The sequence below is a fragment of the Pseudomonas aylmerensis genome (genome assembly GCF_001702265.1).
Classification (GTDB): Bacteria; Pseudomonadota; Gammaproteobacteria; order Pseudomonadales; family Pseudomonadaceae; genus Aquipseudomonas; species Aquipseudomonas aylmerensis.
Genome location: NZ_MAUE01000025.1, coordinates 62,002 through 82,789, shown reverse-complemented (window position 1 = coordinate 82,789; position 20,788 = coordinate 62,002). Strand labels below are relative to the sequence as shown.

The window sequence follows — 20,788 nt, the reverse complement described above, 5'->3', positions numbered from 1 at the left end:
ACAAGCCCTGCGCGCGTTTCTTCATTCGTGCAGCAACGCCTCGCAGCGTGCCTGCAAAAACCGGTGCAGCACTTTTACCCGCTCCGACACCTGCAGGCGGTGCGGGCACATCAGGTTGAACGGTGTGGGTTCGCCCTGCCAGTCAGGCAGCAACGGCACCAGCCGCCCGGCGTTGATGTCGCGGGCAACATCCAGGTTGGCCTTATAGGCGATACCGTGGCCGGCCAGGGCCCAGCGGCGCACGATCTCACCGTCATCGCTGAGGTAGTCACCGCTGACCTCGACCTCCTCCAACTGTGCGCCCTGGCGGAAATACCAGGTGCTGTTGGCGCGCCCGCGACGCATATAGCGCAGCGTGCTGTGCTGCGCCAGGTCCGCCGGTGTGCGGGGTGTGCCGTGGCGTGCGAGGTAGTCGGGGCTGGCGCACGCGATGCGGTGGTGGCCGGGCACCACCGGCAGCGCCACCAGGCTGGAGTCCTGCGGCACGCCAAAGCGCAGGGCAATGTCAACGGTGTCGCGAAACAGGTCGGCGTTGCTGTCATTGAGCAGCAGTTGCAGGCGGATAGCCGGGTGTTCGACCTTGAATTCATCCAGCCAGCCCAGCAATACGTTGCGCCCGAAGTCCGAAGGCGCCGCCAATTGCAACAAGCCGCTGAGGCTCTGGCCTTGCTGCTTGATCGCTTGCTCGCCCTCGGACAGTGCTTCCAGCGCCACGCGCACGCTGTCCAGATAGCGCCGGCCTTCTTCGGTGAGGCGCATGCTGCGAGTCGAACGCGCGAGCAGGCGAATACCCAGGCGGGTTTCCAGGCGTTTGAGCGCGATGCTCGCCGCGGCCGGCGTCAGGTTAAGGCTGCGTGCGGCGGCCGAGAGACTGCCGGTGTCGGCGGTGCGTACAAACACGTCCAGATCGAGGATTGAGCTCATTTGTAAAAATCCTTTAAAGATCTTGTCGTTTTACCGGGATTTTTCGTCGATTGCCAAGCTGGGAAGATGAACGCTCACTTTCTGACCCAGGACACTTCTTCATGACTTCTACCCTCAACGGCAAAACGGTGATCGTCATCGGCGGCAGCAGCGGTATTGGCGCCGCCGTGGCCAAGGCCGCCGCAGCACGGGGCGCCCAAGTGGTACTGGCCGGGCGTCGTTTGTCTGCGGGCAACGAAAACGGCCTGCGCAGCGAGCCGGTAGACGTTACCGATGCCGCTTCGCTGCAGCGACTGTTCGAAAGCGTGGGGCGGTTTCATCATCTGGTCTATACATCCGGGCCATCGGTGCGCGCCAAGACGCTGGCCGAGACCGACCTGGATGAGGCCCAGGCAAACTTCAATGTGAAACTCTGGGGTTCACTGCGGGCCATTCAACTGGCGCTGCCGTTTCTCGACGAGCATGGCAGCATCAGCCTGACCTCCGGGCAGTTGGGGCGTAAAGCGGCGGCTGGCCAATTCATCAAGACCGGCATCAACGCCGCGACCGAGGCATTGGGCAAGCAGTTGGCTAAAGAACTCGCGCCACGGCGCGTCAATGTGATCAGCCCCGGGGTCATTGATACACCGGCCTATGCGGGGTTGACCGAAGAGCAGCGCCTGGCGATGTTCGCCAAGGCCGGCGGCGCCTTGCCGGTAGGGCGTGTCGGGCAGGCTGGGGAAGTGGCGGCGGGGTATGTGCTGGCCATGGAGAATGGCTTCATGACCGGCGCCGTGATCGACATCGACGGCGGCGGCTTGCTCTGATTGCCGGTGCGAATGCCAATCCTCAGGCGATGCGGTCGGGGGCGAGCCCCGACCGTTGCGTCTGCAAAGGCACTCGTTCAATCAGCTGGCAGTGGTTCGCGGACATTGAAGTTGCCCTTGACCTTAAACGCCTTGCCGTCTGGCTTAAGCATTGAACAGTTGAAGGAACCTTTGGCGTGTCCGCTTTTGGGCAGTCCAGTCAGCGTTAATATGCCGTCGTAAGCGCGCATGATGCCCAGTCCATTCAGATCAGCAAACACGATGCCGACATCAAGTGCGTCATTGCCGAGTTTGTGTTTGCCGAGAGTCACATTTTCATAAACCTGGATGGAAAGTAGATATCGATTGGGTGGCAGGGCCTGGGTTTGCTCACCTATCACGAGATAGTAGTAACGCCCACCCACCCAATCCCAATTTTTCTCGATGCTCAGCACATTGGCATTGAACGACGGCGTTGGAAGGGGGTAGTCAGTGAACGCAGCGGTAAATTTGCCATGGGCCGTCTGGAGCTCCAGGTGACCTTGGCTGGCGATGATCGTACCGGCTCCATTGTTTGCGGCAAAATTGAAGGTTGCCTTCATTCGACCGTTCTTCAGCGATACCCTGATCTCACCGTTTACAGAGTGATAAGCCGGGCCGTCGGCACGGAACTGACCGACGGCCTGGTCAGGCTGTTCAGTTGGACCGAATGGAAAATTATGCTGTTTACCATCGTCAGCGAAGTTGCTGGGCAACACGATATAGAACAGATAACGCTCAACGGGTGAAATAACCTGTTCTACCGAAATCGTCCATACATTGTCTTCATTCTTGAACAGGTGCAGCTTAGCGTCATCAGCATTAAAGAAGTGGTTGGTCGCGCCCTTCACATTGGCGTAGAAAAAGCCGCGCGTCGCGGTAATCTCGGGTTGGTAACTGAGTAGGCTCATCGTGTTGCTCCTATGGTTAGAGGCAATCTGATGCTACCTAGGCAAAAAACATCGATCTACTGTCAAAAATGACAGGTTTAACCGTCAGGGTTTTAATTCCGAAAAGACTGGAAAAAGACGTGCTGACCCTGAGCCAAGGCGCACACGTCTTTAACTTCCAGAGCTGCCGGTTAGCTTTGCAGCGTTCGCGTCATCCGCAACGCCAGCACGCTACCCGCCACGATCACCGCCGCCAGCAAGTACAGCGCCACATCCGTGGAGCCGGTGGCATCTTTCACGAAGCCGACGATATACGGGCTGAGGAAGCCGGCCATCTGGCCCATGGAGTTGATCAACGCCAGGCCCCCGGCCGCTGCGCCGGCACTGAGCATGGCGGTCGGCACTGGCCAGAACATCGGCAGGCCGGTGAGGGCGCCCATCGTCGCGATGGTCAGGCCGAGGATGGCAATGGCCGGGGTGGTGGCGAAATTCACCGCGATCACCAGGCCGATCGCGCCCATCAACATCGGCACCACCAAGTGCCAGCGGCGCTCTTTGCGCAAGTCCGCCGAACGACCGACCAGCAACATGAAGACTGCAGCCAGCAGGTAGGGGATCGCGCTGAGCCAGCCAATCACCAGGTTATCGCTGAACCCCAGGTTCTTGATGATCGACGGCAGCCAGAAGTTGATCGCGTACACGCCGCTCTGGATGCAGAAGTAAATCAGGCCGAACGCCCAGATCGCCGGGTTCTTGAACACTTCCGCCAACGAGTCGGTGGTGGTTTTCGGCTTGTTCGCGAGGTCCGTCGCCTGGTCGGCTTCCAGCACCGCGCGTTCGTGCGGCGTGAGCCACTTGGCGTTGGCGAAGCTGTCGCTGAGCAGGAAGTAGGCGAGGGCGCCGAGGATCACGGTCGGGATGCCCTGCAGCAGGAACATCCACTGCCAGCCCGCCAGGCCGCCTTGGCCGGCGGCGAAGTGGTTGAGGATCCAGCCGGAAAACGGGCTGCCGAGCAGGCCGGACACCGGGATCGCCGACATGAACAACGCCATGATCCGCCCACGGCGGAAGGTCGGGAACCACTGCGAGAGGTACAGCACCACACCCGGGAAGAAGCCGGCTTCGGCCGCACCGGTAAACAGGCGCAGGGTGTAGAAATGCGTCGGCGTGGTGACGAACAGCAGGCAGGTGGACAGGGTGCCCCAGACGATCATCATCAACGCGATCCAGCGCCTCGGACCGAATTTGGTCAGCGCCAGGTTGCTCGGCACGCCGCACAGCACGTAGCCGATAAAGAAGATCCCGGCACCCAGGCCGTACACGGTTTCGCTGAATTTCAATGCATCGAGCATCTGCAACTTGGCGAAGCCAACGTTTACCCGGTCGAGGTAGTTGAACAGATAGCAGATGAAAATGAAGGGGATCAGGCGCAGGGTAATGCGCTTGTAGATGGCGTTTTTATCGTCATCGGTGGCCAGTGTGGCAGCGGCGCTCTGTGACATGGGGAGTCTCTCTTTATTATGATTTTTCGCGATGCGCAGGTAACGTTGATCGCCCAAAGAGTCTCAGCCACGTGGCAGGGTGCTGTCTTTGTGCTTGCGCACAGTGAAGCATCAATTGCGCTGTGCTGATGAACAACCTGCGTTTTCAAGCACTTCTTTCAAGGAGATGGCCCCATGTTCGAGCTGGATCATGACCTGGCTCAGGATATCGTCGATCGCACCATGGCGATCCTGCCGCACAACGTCAATGTCATGGACAGCCAGGGCCTGATCCTTGGCAGCGGTGAACCGGAGCGCATCAATACCCGCCATGAGGGCGCCCAACTGGTCCTGGCCAATGGGCGCGTGGTCGAGATCGACGGGCAGACCGCCAAGCACCTCAAGGGCGTGCAGCCGGGCATCAACCTGCCGCTGATGCACGACCAGCGTCTGATCGGCGTGCTGGGCATCACCGGTGAGCCGGAAGGCCTGCGCACTTACGCCGAGCTGGTGCGCATGACCGCCGAGATGCTCGTCAGCCATCGGCACCAGCAGGTCGAACAACAATGGCGGCGCCAGCGCTGCGATGACTTGCTGGCCTTGCTGCTCGCCGACACTGGCGACTCGCCGCGCCTGGTGGACGAGGCGCAACAACTGGGCCTCAAGCCGCAGCTGCCGCGCACCCCGTACCTGTTCGAGCTGGGTGTGGGGCAATCGGCGGAGGCGTTGAGTGCCTGGCTGACGTCGCGCTATCCGGACAGCTGGTGTGTCAGCTCGGCGCAGTTTTCGCTGCTGTGGTGCCGGCCTGCCGCGCTGCAGGTCGACAATCCGCGCTTGTTGGAAAAGCTCGAAGGCCTGGGCTGGCACGTTCTGCGCGTGGCCGTGGGTGGGCAAGCCGATGGCTTGGCGGGGCTGCGCCGCTGTTACCGGCGTGTCGGTGATCTGCTCGCGTATGGGCGCGATATCCTGCCGCAATCGCGGCTGCTGACCCTCAACCGTTATCGCCTGCCCGTCATGCTCTGGCGCCATCGCAATGACGATGCCCTGGACGAATTGCTCAAGCCGCTGCACAAGGTGCTGGCCAAAGACACCAACGGCCAGTTGCTCGCGACCTTGCGCAGTTGGTGCGACCACGACGGACAAAGCCAGGCGTGCGCCGACGCCCTCGGCATTCATCGCAATAGCCTGCGTTATCGCATGGAGCGCATCGCTGAGCTGAGCGGCGTTGATCCGCTGACCCTGGACGGCATGCTGGCGCTGTACCTCGGCGTACAGCTGCTGCCCCAGGCTTTGTCGGAATGAACAACAAACCTGAGCCAGACTTGTGCATCGGACCGGCGTCATTCCCGAAGCCAACTGGCAGCATGGGCGTCATAAAAACCGGAGAAAGCCCATGAAAATCATCATCGCCCCCGACTCGTTCAAGGACAGCCTGAGTGCCGAGGGCGTCGCCCAGGCCATTGCCGCCGGGCTGGCGCAGGTCTGGCCGGATGCGCAAAGCGTCTTGTGCCCCATGGCGGACGGTGGTGAAGGGACGGTGGATGCGGTGCTTGCGGCCTGCAACGGCGAGTTGCGGCGCCAGGCGGTGCGGGGCCCGTTGGGGGCCACGGTGCAAGCGCGTTGGGGCTGGTTGGCTGACAGCCACACCGCGATTATCGAAATGGCCGAAGCCAGCGGCCTGCAACTGGTGCCGCCGGGCCAGCGGGATGCCTGCAGCAGCAGTACGTTCGGCACCGGTGAGCTGATCCGCGCCGCCCTCGACCTGGGTGCCCAGCGCATCATCCTGGCGATTGGCGGCAGCGCCACCAACGATGGCGGGGCCGGCGCGATGCAGGCGCTCGGCGTGCAATTGTTCGACGCCGATCACCAGGCCCTGGCACCCGGTGGCCTGGCCTTGGCTGGACTGGCGCGGATCAGCCTGGAGAACCTTGACCCACGGCTGGCGCAGGTACGCTTTGAAATCGCCGCCGATGTGAATAATCCACTGTGCGGCCCCCACGGCGCGTCGGCGATATTTGGTCCGCAAAAAGGCGCCAATCCCGAGCAGGTGCAACAGCTGGACGCCGCCCTCGGCCACTTCGCCGACCAGTGTGCCCAGGTGTTGCCCAAGGATGTGCGCGATGAGCCCGGCAGCGGCGCCGCCGGCGGCCTGGGTTTTGCCGCCAAGGCGTTTCTCGGTGCGCAGTTCCGGGCCGGGGTGGACGTGGTCGCCGAGCTGGTCGGCCTGGACGCCGCCGTACGGGGCGCCGACCTGGTGATCACCGGTGAAGGCCGCTTCGACGCCCAGACCCTGCGCGGCAAAACCCCGTTCGGGGTCGCGCGCATTGCCCGCCAACATGGGGTGCCGGTGATTGTCATCGCTGGCACCCTGGGCGATGGCTACGAACAGATGTACGCCCATGGCGTGAATGCCGCGTTTGCCTTGCCGTCGGGCCCGATGAGCCTGGAGCAGGCCTGCAGTGAAGCCCCGCGATTGTTGGCCGAGCGCGCGGCGGATATTGCGCGGGTATGGCGCACGGCTGCCGGGCGCTGACTTGAACCCTTGAACATGGGACAATCCGCGCCTTTTTGACACGGAGAGTCCCCATGCTGCGCCCCGCATTCCTGGCCATGCTGCTGGCTGGTATCAGCCCTCACGTCCTCGCCCAACCCGCGACTGAAACCGTACCGCTGCTGCGGGAAATCAAAAACTGGGTCACCGGTTGCGACAACTTGCGCAATTGCCACGCGCTCAGTTCACCCAGCGGCGTCGATGAAGAAGACTACAGTTCGCTGACCTTGCATATCTTTCACCAGGCAGGTCCCGAAGGGTACTTGCGCCTGCGCTTTGATCACCGCGGCGAAGACCTCGACCTTTCCACCTTGCTGCTGGATGGCCAGCCCTTGGGGCAGGCATTGACGCGCGACTTGCATGTGGAGCTGGACGATGAAGGCGGCGACCCCGAGATGCACTTCTACAGCGTCATCGAGGACGCGCCGGCGCGGCGCTGGTTGCAGCGGTTGCGCAATGGCCAGCGCCTGCAGTTGCCCGGCGATGACAACGCGAAGGTGTCGCTGAGCGGGCTGAGTGCTTCGCTGTTGTTGATGGACGCGGTGCAGGGGCGGGTAGACAACGTCACCGCGCTGGCCCGGCCGGGCAAGGCTGCTGCCAGCGAGGTGCCGGCTCGCCAGCCGACCCCGGTGCTGCGCAAGTTCCCGACCGCCCCCGCGCTGACCGCGCAAGAACAGGCCGGCCTGGCTGCGGCGGCGATCAAGGCGCTGACCAACACCGACACCGAAATGAAACCCGACGCCGAGGCCGGGGCCTTGAGTGCCGACCAGGCCATGATGGTGGTGCGCACTGACTGCGCGGCCTACAACTGCGAGTACGAAATCAGCAGCCGTGAGCGCAAGCCGCCTTACACCGAAACGTTGCTGAGCATTCAGCCTTTGCCGTTGGACGGCGCCGCGTTCGAAGGCTCCGTGGGGTATGACGAAACCACCGGCACCTTGAGTTATTTCTACAAGCTGCGCGGGATCGGTGATTGCGGTGCGGGCGGGGTCTGGGTCTTTGACGGCAAGGCGTTCCAGTTGCGTGAGTTTAAGATGATGCCGCGCTGCACCGGGAGCCCCTACGGGGATTGGCCGGCGTTGTGGACAACCCTGCCGGCGCCCTAGCCAGGCAGCGTGCGTGGCCTCTACACTGGTCGGCCACGTGTCTTTCAAAGGATGAAACACCATGCACGCCCCTGAACCGCATATCGTGATCCAGCGCTTTGGCGAAACCCACCTCGAAGGCGTGGCTGCGCTCTATAACGATCCGGCCGTGTGCCGACAGGTGCTGCAGATGCCGTTTCAGTCGGTAGAGGCCTGGCGCAACAAGCTGGTCACCGACAATGAGCGCCGGCTACAACTGGTCGCCGTGCACGGCGGCGAGGTCATTGGCCAGCTGGGCCTGGAACAGTACCCACGCGTGCGCCGGGCGCATGTCGGCTCGTTCGGCATGGGCGTGGCGCCGGCCTGGCAGGGCAAGGGCGTCGGGTCGCGCTTGTTGGCCGCCGCGCTGGACGTGGCCGACAACTGGATGAACCTGCGCCGCGTGGAACTGACGGTGTACGCCGACAACGAAGCCGCGCATCACCTGTATCGCAAGTTCGGCTTCGAAGTCGAAGGGCGCATGCGCGACTACGCCCTGCGTGACGGTGTTTTTGTCGACACCTTGAGCATGGCGCGCCTGCGCCAATCGGCTTAATCCTGCAGTGCAAACGTCACCGCAGCCTGCGCATGCAGCTCGGTGGTGTCCAACAGCGGCAGCGTGCTGTGCTCGGGCTTGACCAGCAGGCTGATTTCCGTGCAACCGAGGATGATCGCCTGGGCGCCCCGTGCGGCCAGGCCTTCGATCACCCGCAGGTAGACCGCGCGTGACGCATCGCTGATCACGCCGACACACAATTCGTCATAGATGATCCGGTGCACGGCCTGGCGCTCGTCGGCGTCCGGCACCTGCACGGTCAGGCCCTGGGCGGCGAGGCGCGTCTTGAGAAAGTCCCGCTCCATGGTGAACGCCGTGCCGAGCAAGCCGACGGTCAGCGTGCCGGCGGCCACGGCAGCGGCGCCGGCCGCATCGGCGATATGCAGGAAGGGAATCGACACCGCCGCCTCGATGCGCGGCGCGACCAAATGCATGGTGTTGGTGCACAACACCACACACTCGGCGCCACCGGCCTGCAGGCGAAGCGCGGCATCTTCGAGGATCAGCGCGGCGTCATCCCAGCGCCCGGCATGCTGGGCTTGTTCCATCGGGCCGAAATCCACGCTGTACATCAACAGTTGCGCCGAGCGCAGCGGGCCGAGCTGGTCGCGCACGCGCTGGTTGATGATGCGGTAGTACTCGGCGCTGGACTCCCAGCTCATGCCGCCGATAAGGCCGATAGTGCGCATGCGATGCTCCTGACAAGGAAAGTCGCTTCACCTTACCCAGCGGCTGCCGATTAGTCATACGCAGTTGCCAACTCATTCACCATAGCAGTTCAAATAACGGCGTTTGCCGATCGCAGCCAGCGTGCTGGGGGACTCGTCCATACCTGTAAGAAATGACAGTATATTTCGAATCAATGCGCGTATCTAATCAGCAGTGGCGAGCAATCAATACACCTGCCAGACCGCTGGGACGGGAGGGGTAGGGATGGCGGTTCACCCCCCCACACTCTGAGAGGCATTGTCCGGGTCGACTTAAGGCAATGCCCACATTTCAAGAAATTAGCTTCAAGTAAGATCAGGCCGGTTGAAGAAACTACGATCTATTCTGCTTCGTCGTGACGGCAGGCGTTGCAGCCGGAGCCCAATCTTATAAAAAGTTGATTCAGGAGGAATCCCTCATGGCATCGCAACCCTGCGAAGGCGATCCCGGCACCGGCCAACGCGATCACTTATCACCGACACCGCTCATTATTCCCGAAATCCATCTGCCTTTCGCTGGTCCGCCACCGCGTTCCGACCGTGAGCCGTTGCGTGCACATGCTCTCGCCTGGGCGCAGCGGTATGGCTTGATCGGACGCCGCGGTGCGCATCGGTTGAGTACCACTGCGCTGCTCGAACTGGGCATTGCGCTGTGCGGAAGGGCGCCCACGCCACAAGCCGAGATTCTGGTCTGCTGGTACCTGTGGGCGCTGATCCTCGATGACCGAATCGATGATGGCCCTTGGGCGGAAAAAGGTGCACTGGATCGTTTCATCACCGCGGTACAGGCTTTGACCGACGGTTGCGAGGCTGATCCTGCAGCTGAAACCAGCCGTTTTGATGACCCGATGCTCAGTGTTCTGGTCGATGACCTGTGGCCTCAGACCCAGCGTTTGGGGGACGACCATTGGCGAAATAGGCTCGTGCGGCATTTGATCCAACATCTGCGAGCGCAGGCGACGCTGGTCCGCGTGCGGGAAACCGACACGGCGCTCACGTTGGCCGAGTACCTGCCTTTACGCCGTAACTCTTTCGGCGCACTGTTCTTCTTTGATCTCATCGATGCGGCTGAAACGCTCGATCCGTACGCGGATGCAGCGGACACCGAATGGTGGAACACGCTGCGTGAGCACGCTGCCGATATAATTGCCTGGACGAACGACATCCATTCGATTGCCAAAGATGTGGTGTGTGGCGAGCGCTTCAACCTGGTGTCGATCCTTGCCGATACCAGAAGCCTGGACTGGCCTGCCGCGATTGAATCGGCCCATCAGATGGTGAACACGGCGGTTGCGCAGTTCACCGCGGTCGCCGCCCAGCCTGCGAATCATCGGCGCTCCGCCGCGACTGACCCCGATCGGCTGCGCCAGGTTGTCCGGGCGGCGGGCGACTGGCACCGGAGCGTTTCTCGCTATCACCTGCAAGCTGCCGACGCTTCGGCACAGGATAACCGGCAAGTGGATCTGAAACTGACCCCGCCGACCCTTAAATCCCGTCAATTCGAAGTCGACCCGTACCCATTGTATGAGCGTTTGCGTACCTCGTTACCGATCGTTTACGACGAGCCCACCGATGTGTGGCTGGTCAGTCGGTATGTGGATGTGAAGGCGGCGCTGACCCATCCTGGGGCGAGCAACAACAACTACAGTTGGCAGATTGGACCGTTGCTGGGACACACAATTGTCACTATGGACGGATGCGAGCACGCTCAGCACCGAGCGTTGCTGAGTCCATCGTTTCGCAGCAATGCCCTCGCGGCGCTTGAGACCTCCATCATCGCGGTAACCACAGACCTTCTGGCGCAAATGCAGGGTCGACGTCAGGTGGACCTCATTGCCGATTTCACCGCGGCACTGCCCGTGCGGGTGATGGCTCGCGCACTGGGTCTCCCGGCTGAAACCCGCGAGGAAGTGGAGCGGCTTAAACGTTGGTGTGCCGTGGGCTTTGCTTATATGGGCAACTATCGACAGGACCCGGCACTGTTGACCGGTGGGTTATCCAACCGAGACAGTTTCTACGACTTCATCCAGCCACACATCGACGCCCGCCGTTCTGAACCCTCAGATGATTTGATTTCGCAGCTCCTGGCGGCTCAGATCGACGGCAAGCCGTTGTCGGAGACGTTCGTCCGGTCCTACTGTGCGATCCTGATGACGGCGGGTAGCGAGACCAGTCACGGTGCGCTGGCGAATCTGATTGTCAACCTGCTGAACGAGCCGGGTGTCAAAGACGCGGTGATGGCCAATCCAGAGCTGATGGATAATGCGCTCGCCGAAACCCTGCGACGCAACCCGCCTTTGCAACTTGTACTGCGGGAGGCCCGTGAATCGCTGCAGCTGCCGTCGGGAACGATTCCTGCCGGAGCGACCCTGGCCTGTCTGATCGGCTCGGCCAACCGTGATCCAGACCAATTCACCGATCCGGACACTTTCAACATGTCGCGCACCGAACACGCAGCCAGCCATTTCGCCTTTGGCGCGGGGCGCCACTTCTGTCTGGGCTCAATGCTGGCACGGATGGAGATCACGATCAGCGCTCGCATGCTGCTACAGGCCTTTCCAAACCTGCGCTGGGCTCCTGGGTTCAAGCCTACCGAGCACGGATTCCTCAATCGGTGCCCTGGACGACTGGAGGTCGCACTATGAGCACTACTGACTTCACTGAGGATACCGGCTACACCAGCAGTTATCTTGCCGATCAGCACGCAGGCCAATTGGCCCGTTTACGCACCCTGGAGCGTGCTTTTGACCCCTTGAGCCAGGAGGTTTTTAATCAGTTGGATCTTACGCACACGTCTGCCATCCTCGATCTCGGCGCCGGTGCCGGATCCTTCGCGAGATGGCTGAGCAAGCGATATCTCGACGCGACGGTCACTGCCACTGACATCGATACCCGATTCCTGGCCGATATTCCCGGCATTCGGGTGCTGACCCACAATGCGGCGACTGATGGTTTTCCTGCTGCCTCCTTTGACGTGGTGCATGCTCGGGCGCTGCTGTGTCACCTCAGCGAACGCGAAGAAATCTTGACGCGAGCCGCAACCTGGGTCCGCCCGGGCGGTTGGTTGGTGATCGAAGACGTGAGTCTGCAACCGAGCTTGAGCACTGCGAACCCGCTGTTTCGAAAAGTAGCCGAGGCCGGAGTCACCCTCCTGGAGCAGACCATCGGCTCCAACATGCGCTGGGCTGATACGCTTGCCGCTGGATTACGTGCTCGGGGACTCTCCGGCGTCGGGCAGCGTACCCTCGAAGGTCGAATCGGTGACAACAGCCTCGCCGATGCCTTTTGGGCTGCAACCACCGCCCAGGCTGGACCGGCGCTGCTGAAACTGGCGTTACTCACTCAAGACGACCTTGACGCCATGGCCCGCCTGCGTGCCGATCCAGGGTTCGACGAGGCAGCGCTGACGTTCGTCAGCGCCTGGGGGCAAGTCCCCTTACCTGAGTAAACCTCGCGCACTGAAAGCAGTGTGCGGGGGAGGGCATGCGTAATTGCACGGAAGGGAATGCACAATGAACAATGATGTAGTGTTAGTTGACGCTCAGGATGTACAGATCGGAGTGTGTGACAAACGCACAGCACACCTGGGAGCGGGAAAGCTTCATCGCGCATTTTCAGTGCACCTGATCGACAGCGATGGGCGTCATCTACTTCAGCGTCGTGCCGCCGGAAAAATGCTCTGGCCAGGGTTCTGGTCGAATGCGTGCTGCAGTCATCCGGCTCCGGGAGAGACTATCCTGGATGCCGCAGCTCGTCGTCTGCGTGAGGAATTAGGCGTCACGGCCTCGTGCCGTTTTTTATACAGTTTTGAGTACCATGCGCGCTTTGGTTCAATCGGCGCGGAACACGAATTTTGTCATGTATTGGTTGCGCAATCTGACGCTTTGGTCAGCCCGGCACTTGAAGAAGTCAGCGAGATCAAGTGGTGGACACGAGCCGAAATATCCGCGCGCCTTTCAGAATCGCAAGAACAGTTCACTCCCTGGTTTCGAATGGAGTGGCGTCAGCTTTTATCGGAGCATCCCTCTTTCGATACACCTGTATTGCAGGCCTGATCAAGCCGCAATGGGCGTCATGCGAATCCCCTGAAATCCTCAATCCCAGGCGAGGATCTTGCGCGTGCTGCAGTGTGTGCCTGTAGCACGCAACACCGTCATGACAGGTATAAACCTGTTAATTCTAACAGTAGACGGTAAGCGTTTTGGCGCTGTTAATGGAGGTCAGGCCTATTCCATGCAGGCTTGATCCATTGATAGACGAAGGAATTGCATATCGACTACGGCGCTTACGTTAACAAGCGCGCCGTTCATCGATCAGCCGTGGCGCAATATCCCGCCGCTGAAACGCCAGCCCAGGGCTGACACGTCAACCGCACCTTCCATTGCATTCCACGTTGAGGCCGGGGCGCCCGGGTTGGAGTTGATCCAACGGTCAGCGACGAGCCGCGCCTCATGCTGGTGTTTAGTCATACGCTGAGTGGCCGCATCTGCCATGATCAGGCTTCGCAATCTGGCTCACCCAAGGAAATCCGCAATGGACGATGTACAGCAACTGGGCGAGATGCTTCGTCATTACGCTGATAGCGAAGCGCACAAAAAACAGCAATTTGACCTGCAGTCGGCGCGCTGGACGCACAAGCTCAGCGAGTTGTTCGGGCAGATCGAGCAGTGGCTCGAACCGGTCAAGCAGGTGGGGTTGCTCGAAGTCCACCGTGAGCCCTATGTGGCCAGCGGGCCGAGCGTGCCGGTCGAGGCCTCGACCTTCAAGACCGAGAAGCTGACCGTGCAGATCACCGGCAAACCGGTGGAGTTCGTGCCGGACGTGATGGGCGTGGGCGGCTTGATTTCCGTCGCCGTGATGGGCCTGACCGCTGCGCGCCACGGCAGTGTGTCGCTGGTGCTGGCGGCGGATAAAAATGACTGGATCTGGAAGAAAACCAACGGCCTGAAAGACCCGGACACTTTTGCCTTCGACGCCAACTTCCTCGCCTCGCAATTGCAGAGCCTGATTCCGCGCGAACGCGGCTGAGGCACACGGCCCTCGCCGGCACGTCGGTGCCGACTGAGGACGTGTCTATTTCAGCGCCGGGTCGCCGGGGTTGAGCGCCTTCCAGCTTTGCAGCACGGCCTGCGCCTTGGGTTCCTGGCCATTTTCCAGGTAGTACTGGATCAGCGACAGCCGCGCAGTGCGGTGATAGGGCTGACGCTTGAGCAGGTCTTCCTCAAATCCACGGCAAACCCGGCGTGCACCGCATCAGTGTTTTTGGCGGTCCACTGCAGGTGGTTGGAGGCCGGGCCATGACAGGCCTGGCAGCCCACGCCGAGGCTGTTCCATTGACCGTTAAAGCGGTTGTTGAGCGCATCGAAGTTGCGTTTGTAGCCGGTGGTGTGGCATTCCACGCACATGAAGTTGGCGTTCTGGTTGGGTTTGCTCCAGTGCAACGGGCTCTTGAAGGTGACGCCCTGGCCTGGATAGAGATGAAACCAGCGGCCTTTCTGTGTATCCCAGGCCACGCCCAGGGCTTGCAAGCGACCGTCGCCGACTTCGAGCAGATATTGCTGCAACGGTGCGATGCCAAAGGTGTAGGCCACCTTGAAGTCGACCGCCTTGCCATCGCTGCCCGGGGTGTTGGCCCAGAACTCATCGCCGCGTTGATAGAACCGCGTGGTTTCACCTTCGGCACTGAACGAGGCGTTGTTGAAATCCGCCGGGACCGTCTGCGGCGTGGCGGGCTGCATCGCCAGCTGGTGGTGCGAGCCTTGCCAGTCCTTGGCCTGGGCCTGGTGGCAGCCCTGGCACTGCTGCTCGTCGACCAGTTGCGCAGGGGGCGCGATGATCACCGGTTTGGTCGCCGCCACGGGCGCCGGAGCCGGTAACCGAGGCGTGCTGGCCTGCAGGAAAAACCAGATACCGGCCATGGCCGCCAACAGCAGCACACTCAGCACGGGGTACAGGTAACGACGGGGCGAATCACGGAGGGGTACGACAGGCGCTTGTTTGGGCTTGGGCATTCCGACTTCCGCTGTCTTGATGCATGGACGCTCTACGGCGTTCTTAAGCTCCGTGCAGCTATGACGCTGGCCGCAGTCCTGTCAAACGGGCAGGTGAAAAAGCACTATTTCTCCAGGATTGGCTATACCTACAGCTCAGTGTTTTGACGAAGACCGCCAGGGAGTTCAATGATGAAACTAAGGCTAATGATCAGCACCGTGTGCATCGCAACCCTCGCCATGAGCGGTTGCGCCAGCAAGGTCACGCAACCGGATGAGTACTCGGGTTTTCTCTCCGACTACAGCCAGCTCAAGGAGGCCCATTCGCCTTCGGGGGCCGAAGTGATGCGCTGGGTCGATCCCAAGCTGGACCTGAGTCACTACAACGCGGTGTACATCGAACCGACCCAGTTCTACCCCAAGCCCCAGGCCACCGCGAAAATCCCGGACAACACCCTCAATGGCATCAACACCTACTACAACCAGGCGCTCAAGCGTGAGCTGGCGAAGTCGTTGCCGCTGGCCAATGCCCCCGGCCCTGGCGTGATAGTGGTGCGTGCGGCGATCACTGCGATAAGCAGCAAGACCGAGTCCCTCAAGCCGTATGAGTACATTCCGGTTGCCCTGGTGGCGGCGGCGGTGAGTACCGGCACCGGCATCCGCGACCAGGAAACCACCCTCGGCACCGAGGCACAGTTCCTCGACGGCGCCAGTGGCAAGGTGCTCGCCCAGGTCGTGCGCAAAGGCACCGGCAAGCCACTGGCGAACGACTCGCAGGTGATGAAGGCCGACGATGTCAAAAGCGTCACTGATGGCTGGGCATCGGACCTGCATCAGTCTTACCTGAAGCTGAAAAAGCACTGACGCTTAAAACGCATTCCTGGCCGGTTTGTTGTAGTAGCTGAGCAGGGCATCGTAGCGGCGGGTGACGAGGTAATAGTCGTCACTCAGTTGCTGCGGTGGGGCGTGTTCGTGCCAGTGCTGGGTGAGCGTGCGCAAGGCTGACAGGTACGCGTCGGCCGGCTCGTTCAGGGTGTACCAGAGAAAATGGGCTTCTTCGTCGAGCTTGCCGCCCGGATGGGTACGCACATATGCGCGGGCGCTGTCTGCCGCCTGTTGCACGGTGTCGGCCAAGGCTGCCACGGCAGGCGGCGTCAGGCTGGCGTTGCGCATGCCTTGCTCGATCTGGTTCACAGCCTGGCGCGCGGCGATCATGTAATTGAGCACCTGCCAGTGCATGTCCCGGCCGAAGCGTGCCTCGATCAACGCCAGCTGCGCCGGGCGCACCGCCATGTCGGCCTGCTCCAGCGGCGTGCGCAGCGCGGTCGAGGCCGCCAGGTAGTCCTGGCCTTTCTCGGCCAGTTGCAACGCATACTGTTTTCTCACGGCTTCGACGAGGATTTGCTGTGCGGCAGACGTCCACTCCGGCAGCGTGACCCGATCAGCCAGCGAGGTGAAGCTGTTCAGGCTGGCCGCGTAGGTCGCGGCGGGCCCGAGCAGTGGGCTGTCGGGTTGCTGGCGCCGCAGTTTCAGGGTGTACAGCTCAGAGCAGACCGACGCGCGGATATAGCGGGCATCGGGCTCGCTGCGGTCGCCGAATTTATCGTAGCTGCGCACTTCCTCCTGCCCGGTACTCATGAAGTAGTAGGCCAGGCGTGTTTCCCGATCGACGCGGTTTACGCAATCAATGATCGGCGCAATGGCGCTGGCCGCCGCGGTGTAGGGGCTGTCGCGCTGGTCGAGCCACAACTGGGCGTATTGCAGCGGTTTGGTGGCGCCGGCTACGCCGAGCAAGCCCAGGCCGAGCACCAGGCCGATAGGCACCAGCCATTTCGGATTCATTGCGTAGCCTCCTGTCCATACCACTGCGCCTCGGTGGCGGGGGCCTGGCACGCGGTGTCGGTGCGCGGCATGCGACTGCACAGGCGTTCGGTCCAGGGTTGCAGGCCCTGGTTGCGGGTGACGCGGTGCTGGCTGTCGAGCAGGGCCAGGCCCGCGTACAGCACAATCCCCAGGATCACCAAGAGTGCCATGCCCAGTGCGGCCCAGCGCGGATTGCGCGCGGTCCACGGGGTGTGACTGTTCATCAAGGGGCGCTTGATCACGCCGATAAGCGCCAGCACCGCCACCAGTGTCAGGCTGGCAAACGGGCTGAAGACATACCCCAGCGTGGCGGCGAGGATCAGTCCAGGCACCAGGTCCCGTATCGGCAGCAATGGCAAGTGCGTAGGGCTGAGCCAGCGGGGCAGGCGTTGACTGAGCTGCTCATCCAGCACGCGGTACTGATGGGCCAGCGGGCGCCAGGCCTGCCAGGCCACGCCGGCGCCGATCACTGCCGCGAATGCCCATAACACGCCGTAGCCCAGCGTCGGTACCACGTTGCCGGCCAGGGTTTCGGCCTTTGCCAGCGCGCCGACCAGGCAACTCAGCACCAGCGCGACGATCCACGGCCAGGTGTCCATCGCCGTGTCCCAGCCTTGCCAGAAATACACAGTGCCGCCGGGCATCGCCTCGGCTTCGGCCACGTGGTCGGCGTAGATGTCGGCGCTGAGCGCCTGGCAGGCTTTCCAGTCGTGTTCGTTGAAGCGCTGGGCGAAGGCACGCCGCTGGCCCAGGCTCAGCGGTGCCAGCAGCAACCGCGCGGCCCGTTGTTGCGGGGTGTTGGGGGCTTCGGCCGCCAGGGCACGCTGGCGCGCCATGAAGATTGGCGCTTGCTGGCGCCGCAACAGCAGCGTCCACTCGTCTGCCGGGCAGTCATGACCCGCGCCGCCGTGCCAGTGCTGGCCGGCGCAGACTGCCTCGAATACGGCGCTCGACCAGTAGTGACTCTGCGCCAGCAGCCGCGCCAGCCAGTGGTTGAACCACTCGGCATGTGGGTGATTGTTCACCCACGGGTGCTCGTCGCGCGCTGCATAAGCGGCCAGGAACGCCGCCTCATCCTTGTGCTCCAGAGCCTCGCGCAGCGGTTGCTGCAAGGCCGCGCGGTGCTTGCGCTCGAGCTTTTCGACCAGCTCGGCGGGCAATTCCAGGCGCTGCCAGGCGGTCAGCCAGTTGAACGTTTCAAAGGCCCAGCGCGTGTCTTCGGGGTTGAGGTCGCCTTCGATGTCGCGCAGCAGCAGGTGGATTTCGAAGTGCAGGGCGCCGCCATTACCGAGCGCCGCCTGGTAACGCTCGGCCAGGGTCTCGCCATGGGTCTCGATGATGACTTCGTCGGCTTCCTGCGGGTCCTCGCTCCACGTCAGCGCGGCCTCATAGGCTTCGCGCAGGCGCTGGAAACCCTCGGGGTCGTCATCCGGCCGGGTCTTCTTCAGCAGCGCCGCGTAAGTGCGCTTGATCGTGCGGCTATCGGCATCCGGCGGCAGGCCAAGGACATTCCAGCAAGTCATGTGCGGTGCAACTCCCTAAACAATCGCGCGCACATTACCTGTTTTACGGGGTGATAAACCAGCGGTAGTAGGGGTTGGCGCTGTCTTGCTGCAAAACATCGCGAATATCCCGGCCCCAGGCATCGCGGTCGCCGTCGTAGGCATGCAGGCTCGCGCGGTAGAACTGCAGCAGGCGTTGCTGCTCGGCGGCCACGGTGCGGCTGAAGGCTGCATCAGCATTGACCAGCGGCGCCGGCACCCGCAGGTCGAGCAACGCCGGCAGCACCCGCGTGATCTCCTGGCTGCGCACCCACGGCGCGTATTCGATGCGCGGCTGGTCGTCGGTGACCGGCAATGCATCGGCAGCCATTGCGCCAGCAGGCCCTGTTTGCCCAGGCGCGTGGCCGCCAGTTGGTAGAAGTCTTGGGAATACAGGTTGACCATGCCAGCGGCGGAGGGCGGCGGCGGTTCCAGGGTTATCAGGTCATAGGTTTGCGGGTTGCGCAGCAGTTCCTGGCGACCGTCGCGCAGGCGTACCTCCACGCCCGGGTCACCCGCCGTTGTGCTTGATGCCGTCGAAGAAGCGCGCATTGTCGAACGACGCCGAGACATCCGCGTACGGCTGGATGAACTGAATGGCGCTGTTGCGCCCGTCAATGCCGAACGAGCGCGCGTAGCGGAACAGGTAGAGGTCGGCATTCAACGACAGGCCGGTGATCGGCAGCGTGGTGTCGATGGGGGTGTTGGTGTCGACTCGGTTGTAATAGCCGAACACCATGTTCAAGTCAGTGGGCGTGTTCTGCCAGTCCCTGGCGTTGTCGGCAAATCCCATGCCTGGCACCAGGGCCAATGTCGATGCACAGAACGCACTCAGTCGGGCACGTGAAATCATGGCGCTACTCCTTGTCGGCCTGATATCTGGGGCTACATGCCCGGTCTACCCCTGTTGCGACCGGGCAGGCAGTGCTACTTCAACGGGGTCAAGGGCGGCAGTTTCCATTGACCATTACCCACCTCAGGCTTGGGCAGGTAAATCCGCAGTACCGCGTAAAACGGACCGGGTGGGGCCGGCAGCCAGTTGCTCTGCTCGGCCTTCGGTGGTTCGTGATGCTGCAACGCCAGGGTCAGGCCGCCATCGGCGTCCAGCTTGAGGTTGGGCAGCATGCGCGAATTGATCAGGTAGCGTTTCTTGTGGTTGGGCACCAGCAGCTTGGTCTTGCCGTCGTACATGGTCAGCGACCAGAACGCGTCGGCCGGTGGCAGCTGGTCCTTGGCGAAATGCACAGTGTAGCTGTGGCGTGCGCCGTTGGCCGGCTTGCCCTCGCTGTCGACGAAGTAACCCAGGTAGGCGGCCTCATCGGTGGAATTGCCGAAAATCCCCATGTCCGCACCGGCGTAGCGGTACAGGTAGTTGTTCTGCAGGTGATCGCGGCTGCCGAACAGGTCACCGCTGCTGACCTGGTGGGTGTCGACCTTGTCTTTCTTGAAGGCGGCGAATTCGGCGCGGGCGTCGGCAATCCCTTCTTCCAGGGACTTGCGCTGTTCAGCCGTCAGGTCCTTGACCTTGAACGGCGCGCCGGGGGCGATACCGATCTTGGCAAAGCGCGCCAGCAGGTCTTTTTCACTGTCCTGGGGGGCGGCGAAGGCCAGCATGAAGTTCAGGTAGCGAAACAGCTGCGGGCCTTCCGTCATGGTCGCCATGGGCTTGGGCCATTCGATCTTCGGTGCCTTGGCCGGCGCCGCTTGCTTCACGTAGCTGCTCAGCGGCTGCACCTTGTAGCCATTCTGGATCTGCTTGACCTTGTTCAGGTCCTTCTCGTCAAACAGTTGCGTGCGGTACAGGGCATAGGCGATGTTGCTTTCGCTGTAGACCACGCGGTCGATGTCGACCGGCTGCTGACCTTTCCAGTCCGGGCCGGCGATCATGTAGTGGCCGCCGTTATTGCCGGTGCTGCGCGTGCCCAGGTAGGCGAAGTTCTGCGTGTAGAGGTCGATCAGCTGCACCGAGTAGTAACGGTTGTCTTCGATCTTGGGCAGGGTCAGCACTTGCGGCTCGCTGCGCAGGTCCAGCCAGACAAAGGAGTAGGGCGTGTCCGAGTTCGGGGTGACGAAAGCGCTGTCCTTGGGCGTGAAGACCTGGGCGGTGTTGCCGATATGGTTGAACGGTGCCTTGAAGTTGGCACCGCCCTTGTCGACGGCTTGGGTGTAGAGCGTCTTGTACATTTCCACCACCGGGTAGCCATACAAGTAGGCTTCCTTGGCAATGGCCCGGGCTTCGCTGGGCGTCGCGGTGAAATCGGCCCAGGCGCCGGTACTCATGAGTATCGAGAGGCTCGCCAACAGCAGGCGCGTCGGTTTTCTGATCATGTTGTTGCG

General features: G+C 62.0%; 18 protein-coding genes and 3 pseudogenes. 10 read left to right on the top strand and 11 right to left on the bottom strand.

Going from position 1 to position 20,788, the window contains the following annotated elements:
* Positions 1–21: 21 nt before the first annotated feature.
* A complete protein-coding gene (locus tag BBG20_RS17095) occupies positions 22–924 on the bottom strand; it encodes a LysR family transcriptional regulator (protein WP_065905426.1) in 903 nt (300 codons plus the stop codon).
* A gap of 101 nt (positions 925–1,025) precedes the next feature.
* Between BBG20_RS17095 and BBG20_RS17090 the strand changes: the two genes are divergently transcribed.
* Positions 1,026–1,730, top strand: a complete 705-nt coding sequence (locus BBG20_RS17090; protein ID WP_065905422.1) for an SDR family oxidoreductase — start codon at positions 1,026–1,028, stop codon at positions 1,728–1,730.
* Positions 1,731–1,807: 77 nt separating this feature from the next.
* Here the strand turns inward: BBG20_RS17090 and BBG20_RS17085 are convergent, their stop codons facing one another.
* Positions 1,808–2,659: a hypothetical protein gene (locus tag BBG20_RS17085; protein ID WP_065905420.1), complete on the bottom strand. Its 852-nt coding sequence runs from the start codon at positions 2,657–2,659 to the stop codon at positions 1,808–1,810.
* A gap of 170 nt (positions 2,660–2,829) precedes the next feature.
* Entirely contained in the window at positions 2,830–4,140 is a 1,311-nt protein-coding gene (locus BBG20_RS17080) for an MFS transporter (protein ID WP_065905419.1), read from the bottom strand.
* Positions 4,141–4,314: 174 nt separating this feature from the next.
* On the opposite strand from BBG20_RS17080, the gene BBG20_RS17075 reads away from it, so the two are divergent.
* The 4 genes from BBG20_RS17075 (at position 4,315) to BBG20_RS17060 (ending at position 8,350) form a co-directional block, all read left to right on the top strand.
* The gene (locus BBG20_RS17075) at positions 4,315–5,421 is read left to right on the top strand and encodes a sugar diacid recognition domain-containing protein (RefSeq protein ID WP_065905417.1); all 1,107 of its coding nucleotides are present in this window, start codon (positions 4,315–4,317) and stop codon (positions 5,419–5,421) included.
* Positions 5,422–5,512: 91 nt separating this feature from the next.
* The gene (locus BBG20_RS17070) at positions 5,513–6,652 is read left to right on the top strand and encodes a glycerate kinase (protein ID WP_065905415.1); all 1,140 of its coding nucleotides are present in this window, start codon (positions 5,513–5,515) and stop codon (positions 6,650–6,652) included.
* Between the two features lie 53 nt (positions 6,653–6,705).
* Positions 6,706–7,776 carry a DUF1176 domain-containing protein gene (locus BBG20_RS17065; protein ID WP_065905413.1) on the top strand — a complete coding sequence of 357 codons (1,071 nt, stop codon included), beginning with the start codon at positions 6,706–6,708 and terminating at the stop codon, positions 7,774–7,776.
* Between the two features lie 61 nt (positions 7,777–7,837).
* Positions 7,838–8,350: a GNAT family N-acetyltransferase gene (locus BBG20_RS17060; protein ID WP_065905411.1), complete on the top strand. Its 513-nt coding sequence runs from the start codon at positions 7,838–7,840 to the stop codon at positions 8,348–8,350.
* Here the strand turns inward: BBG20_RS17060 and BBG20_RS17055 are convergent.
* Positions 8,347–9,039, bottom strand: a complete 693-nt coding sequence (locus BBG20_RS17055) for an aspartate/glutamate racemase family protein (protein ID WP_065905409.1) — start codon at positions 9,037–9,039, stop codon at positions 8,347–8,349. The two genes, BBG20_RS17060 and BBG20_RS17055, sit on opposite strands and share 4 nt — an antisense overlap.
* 437 nt (positions 9,040–9,476) lie before the next feature.
* On the opposite strand from BBG20_RS17055, the gene BBG20_RS17050 reads away from it, so the two are divergent.
* From BBG20_RS17050 to BBG20_RS17040, 4 genes are all read left to right on the top strand, one after another.
* Positions 9,477–11,702, top strand: coding sequence for a cytochrome P450 (locus BBG20_RS17050; protein WP_065905408.1), 2,226 nt, complete (start codon positions 9,477–9,479; stop codon positions 11,700–11,702).
* Positions 11,699–12,505, top strand: coding sequence for a class I SAM-dependent methyltransferase (locus BBG20_RS17045; protein WP_065905407.1), 807 nt, complete (start codon positions 11,699–11,701; stop codon positions 12,503–12,505). Before BBG20_RS17050 ends, BBG20_RS17045 begins: the two co-directional genes overlap by 4 nt.
* A gap of 64 nt (positions 12,506–12,569) precedes the next feature.
* Positions 12,570–13,112, top strand: a complete 543-nt coding sequence (gene idi / locus BBG20_RS31890) for an isopentenyl-diphosphate Delta-isomerase (protein WP_083221412.1) — start codon at positions 12,570–12,572, stop codon at positions 13,110–13,112.
* 478 nt (positions 13,113–13,590) lie between these two features.
* A complete protein-coding gene (locus tag BBG20_RS17040; protein WP_065905406.1) occupies positions 13,591–14,085 on the top strand; it encodes a hypothetical protein in 495 nt (164 codons plus the stop codon).
* Positions 14,086–14,130: 45 nt separating this feature from the next.
* Here the strand turns inward: BBG20_RS17040 and BBG20_RS33510 are convergent, their stop codons facing one another.
* Together BBG20_RS33510 and BBG20_RS17035 are read right to left on the bottom strand one after the other, a co-directional pair.
* Positions 14,131–14,214, bottom strand: coding sequence for a hypothetical protein (locus BBG20_RS33510; protein ID WP_404940343.1), 84 nt, complete (start codon positions 14,212–14,214; stop codon positions 14,131–14,133).
* A 23-nt stretch (positions 14,215–14,237) separates the two neighbouring features.
* A pseudogene (locus BBG20_RS17035) lies at positions 14,238–15,068 on the bottom strand (multiheme c-type cytochrome); the annotation flags it as partial.
* Positions 15,069–15,239: 171 nt separating this feature from the next.
* Between BBG20_RS17035 and BBG20_RS17030 the strand changes: the two are divergent.
* Complete coding sequence (locus BBG20_RS17030) at positions 15,240–15,911, top strand: DUF3313 domain-containing protein (protein WP_065905404.1); 672 nt, start codon at positions 15,240–15,242, stop codon at positions 15,909–15,911.
* Between the two features lie 3 nt (positions 15,912–15,914).
* On the opposite strand, the gene BBG20_RS17025 is transcribed toward BBG20_RS17030, so the two are convergent.
* From BBG20_RS17025 to BBG20_RS17000, 5 genes and pseudogenes are all read right to left on the bottom strand, one after another.
* Positions 15,915–16,889, bottom strand: coding sequence for a DUF3829 domain-containing protein (locus BBG20_RS17025; protein ID WP_065905402.1), 975 nt, complete (start codon positions 16,887–16,889; stop codon positions 15,915–15,917).
* The gene (locus BBG20_RS17020; protein WP_065905400.1) at positions 16,886–18,433 is read right to left on the bottom strand and encodes a J domain-containing protein; all 1,548 of its coding nucleotides are present in this window, start codon (positions 18,431–18,433) and stop codon (positions 16,886–16,888) included. The genes BBG20_RS17025 and BBG20_RS17020 overlap by 4 nt, the downstream gene beginning before the upstream one ends.
* 43 nt (positions 18,434–18,476) lie before the next feature.
* Positions 18,477–18,970, bottom strand: a pseudogene (locus tag BBG20_RS31885) (hypothetical protein); the annotation flags it as partial.
* Positions 18,966–19,304, bottom strand: a pseudogene (locus tag BBG20_RS17005) (transporter); the annotation flags it as partial. The pseudogenes BBG20_RS17005 and BBG20_RS31885, both read right to left, overlap by 5 nt.
* A 74-nt stretch (positions 19,305–19,378) precedes the next feature.
* Positions 19,379–20,779 (bottom strand): DUF1254 domain-containing protein, encoded by a 1,401-nt coding sequence (locus BBG20_RS17000; RefSeq protein ID WP_065905394.1) that lies wholly within the window; start codon positions 20,777–20,779, stop codon positions 19,379–19,381.
* Positions 20,780–20,788: the final 9 nt, after the last annotated feature.

Bases quoted from the DNA above. Each gene is read 5' to 3' on its own strand.
- BBG20_RS17095 (WP_065905426.1), bottom strand. From the start codon at position 924: ATGAGCTCAATCCTCGATCTGGACGTGTTTGTACGCACCGCCGACACC.
- BBG20_RS17090 (WP_065905422.1), top strand. From the start codon at position 1,026: ATGACTTCTACCCTCAACGGCAAAACGGTGATCGTCATCGGCGGCAGC.
- BBG20_RS17085 (WP_065905420.1), bottom strand. From the start codon at position 2,659: ATGAGCCTACTCAGTTACCAACCCGAGATTACCGCGACGCGCGGCTTT.
- BBG20_RS17080 (WP_065905419.1), bottom strand. From the start codon at position 4,140: ATGTCACAGAGCGCCGCTGCCACACTGGCCACCGATGACGATAAAAAC.
- BBG20_RS17075 (WP_065905417.1), top strand. From the start codon at position 4,315: ATGTTCGAGCTGGATCATGACCTGGCTCAGGATATCGTCGATCGCACC.
- BBG20_RS17070 (WP_065905415.1), top strand. From the start codon at position 5,513: ATGAAAATCATCATCGCCCCCGACTCGTTCAAGGACAGCCTGAGTGCC.
- BBG20_RS17065 (WP_065905413.1), top strand. From the start codon at position 6,706: ATGCTGCGCCCCGCATTCCTGGCCATGCTGCTGGCTGGTATCAGCCCT.
- BBG20_RS17060 (WP_065905411.1), top strand. From the start codon at position 7,838: ATGCACGCCCCTGAACCGCATATCGTGATCCAGCGCTTTGGCGAAACC.
- BBG20_RS17055 (WP_065905409.1), bottom strand. From the start codon at position 9,039: ATGCGCACTATCGGCCTTATCGGCGGCATGAGCTGGGAGTCCAGCGCC.
- BBG20_RS17050 (WP_065905408.1), top strand. From the start codon at position 9,477: ATGGCATCGCAACCCTGCGAAGGCGATCCCGGCACCGGCCAACGCGAT.
- BBG20_RS17045 (WP_065905407.1), top strand. From the start codon at position 11,699: ATGAGCACTACTGACTTCACTGAGGATACCGGCTACACCAGCAGTTAT.
- idi (WP_083221412.1), top strand. From the start codon at position 12,570: ATGAACAATGATGTAGTGTTAGTTGACGCTCAGGATGTACAGATCGGA.
- BBG20_RS17040 (WP_065905406.1), top strand. From the start codon at position 13,591: ATGGACGATGTACAGCAACTGGGCGAGATGCTTCGTCATTACGCTGAT.
- BBG20_RS17030 (WP_065905404.1), top strand. From the start codon at position 15,240: ATGAAACTAAGGCTAATGATCAGCACCGTGTGCATCGCAACCCTCGCC.
- BBG20_RS17025 (WP_065905402.1), bottom strand. From the start codon at position 16,889: ATGAATCCGAAATGGCTGGTGCCTATCGGCCTGGTGCTCGGCCTGGGC.
- BBG20_RS17020 (WP_065905400.1), bottom strand. From the start codon at position 18,433: ATGACTTGCTGGAATGTCCTTGGCCTGCCGCCGGATGCCGATAGCCGC.
- BBG20_RS17000 (WP_065905394.1), bottom strand. From the start codon at position 20,779: ATGATCAGAAAACCGACGCGCCTGCTGTTGGCGAGCCTCTCGATACTC.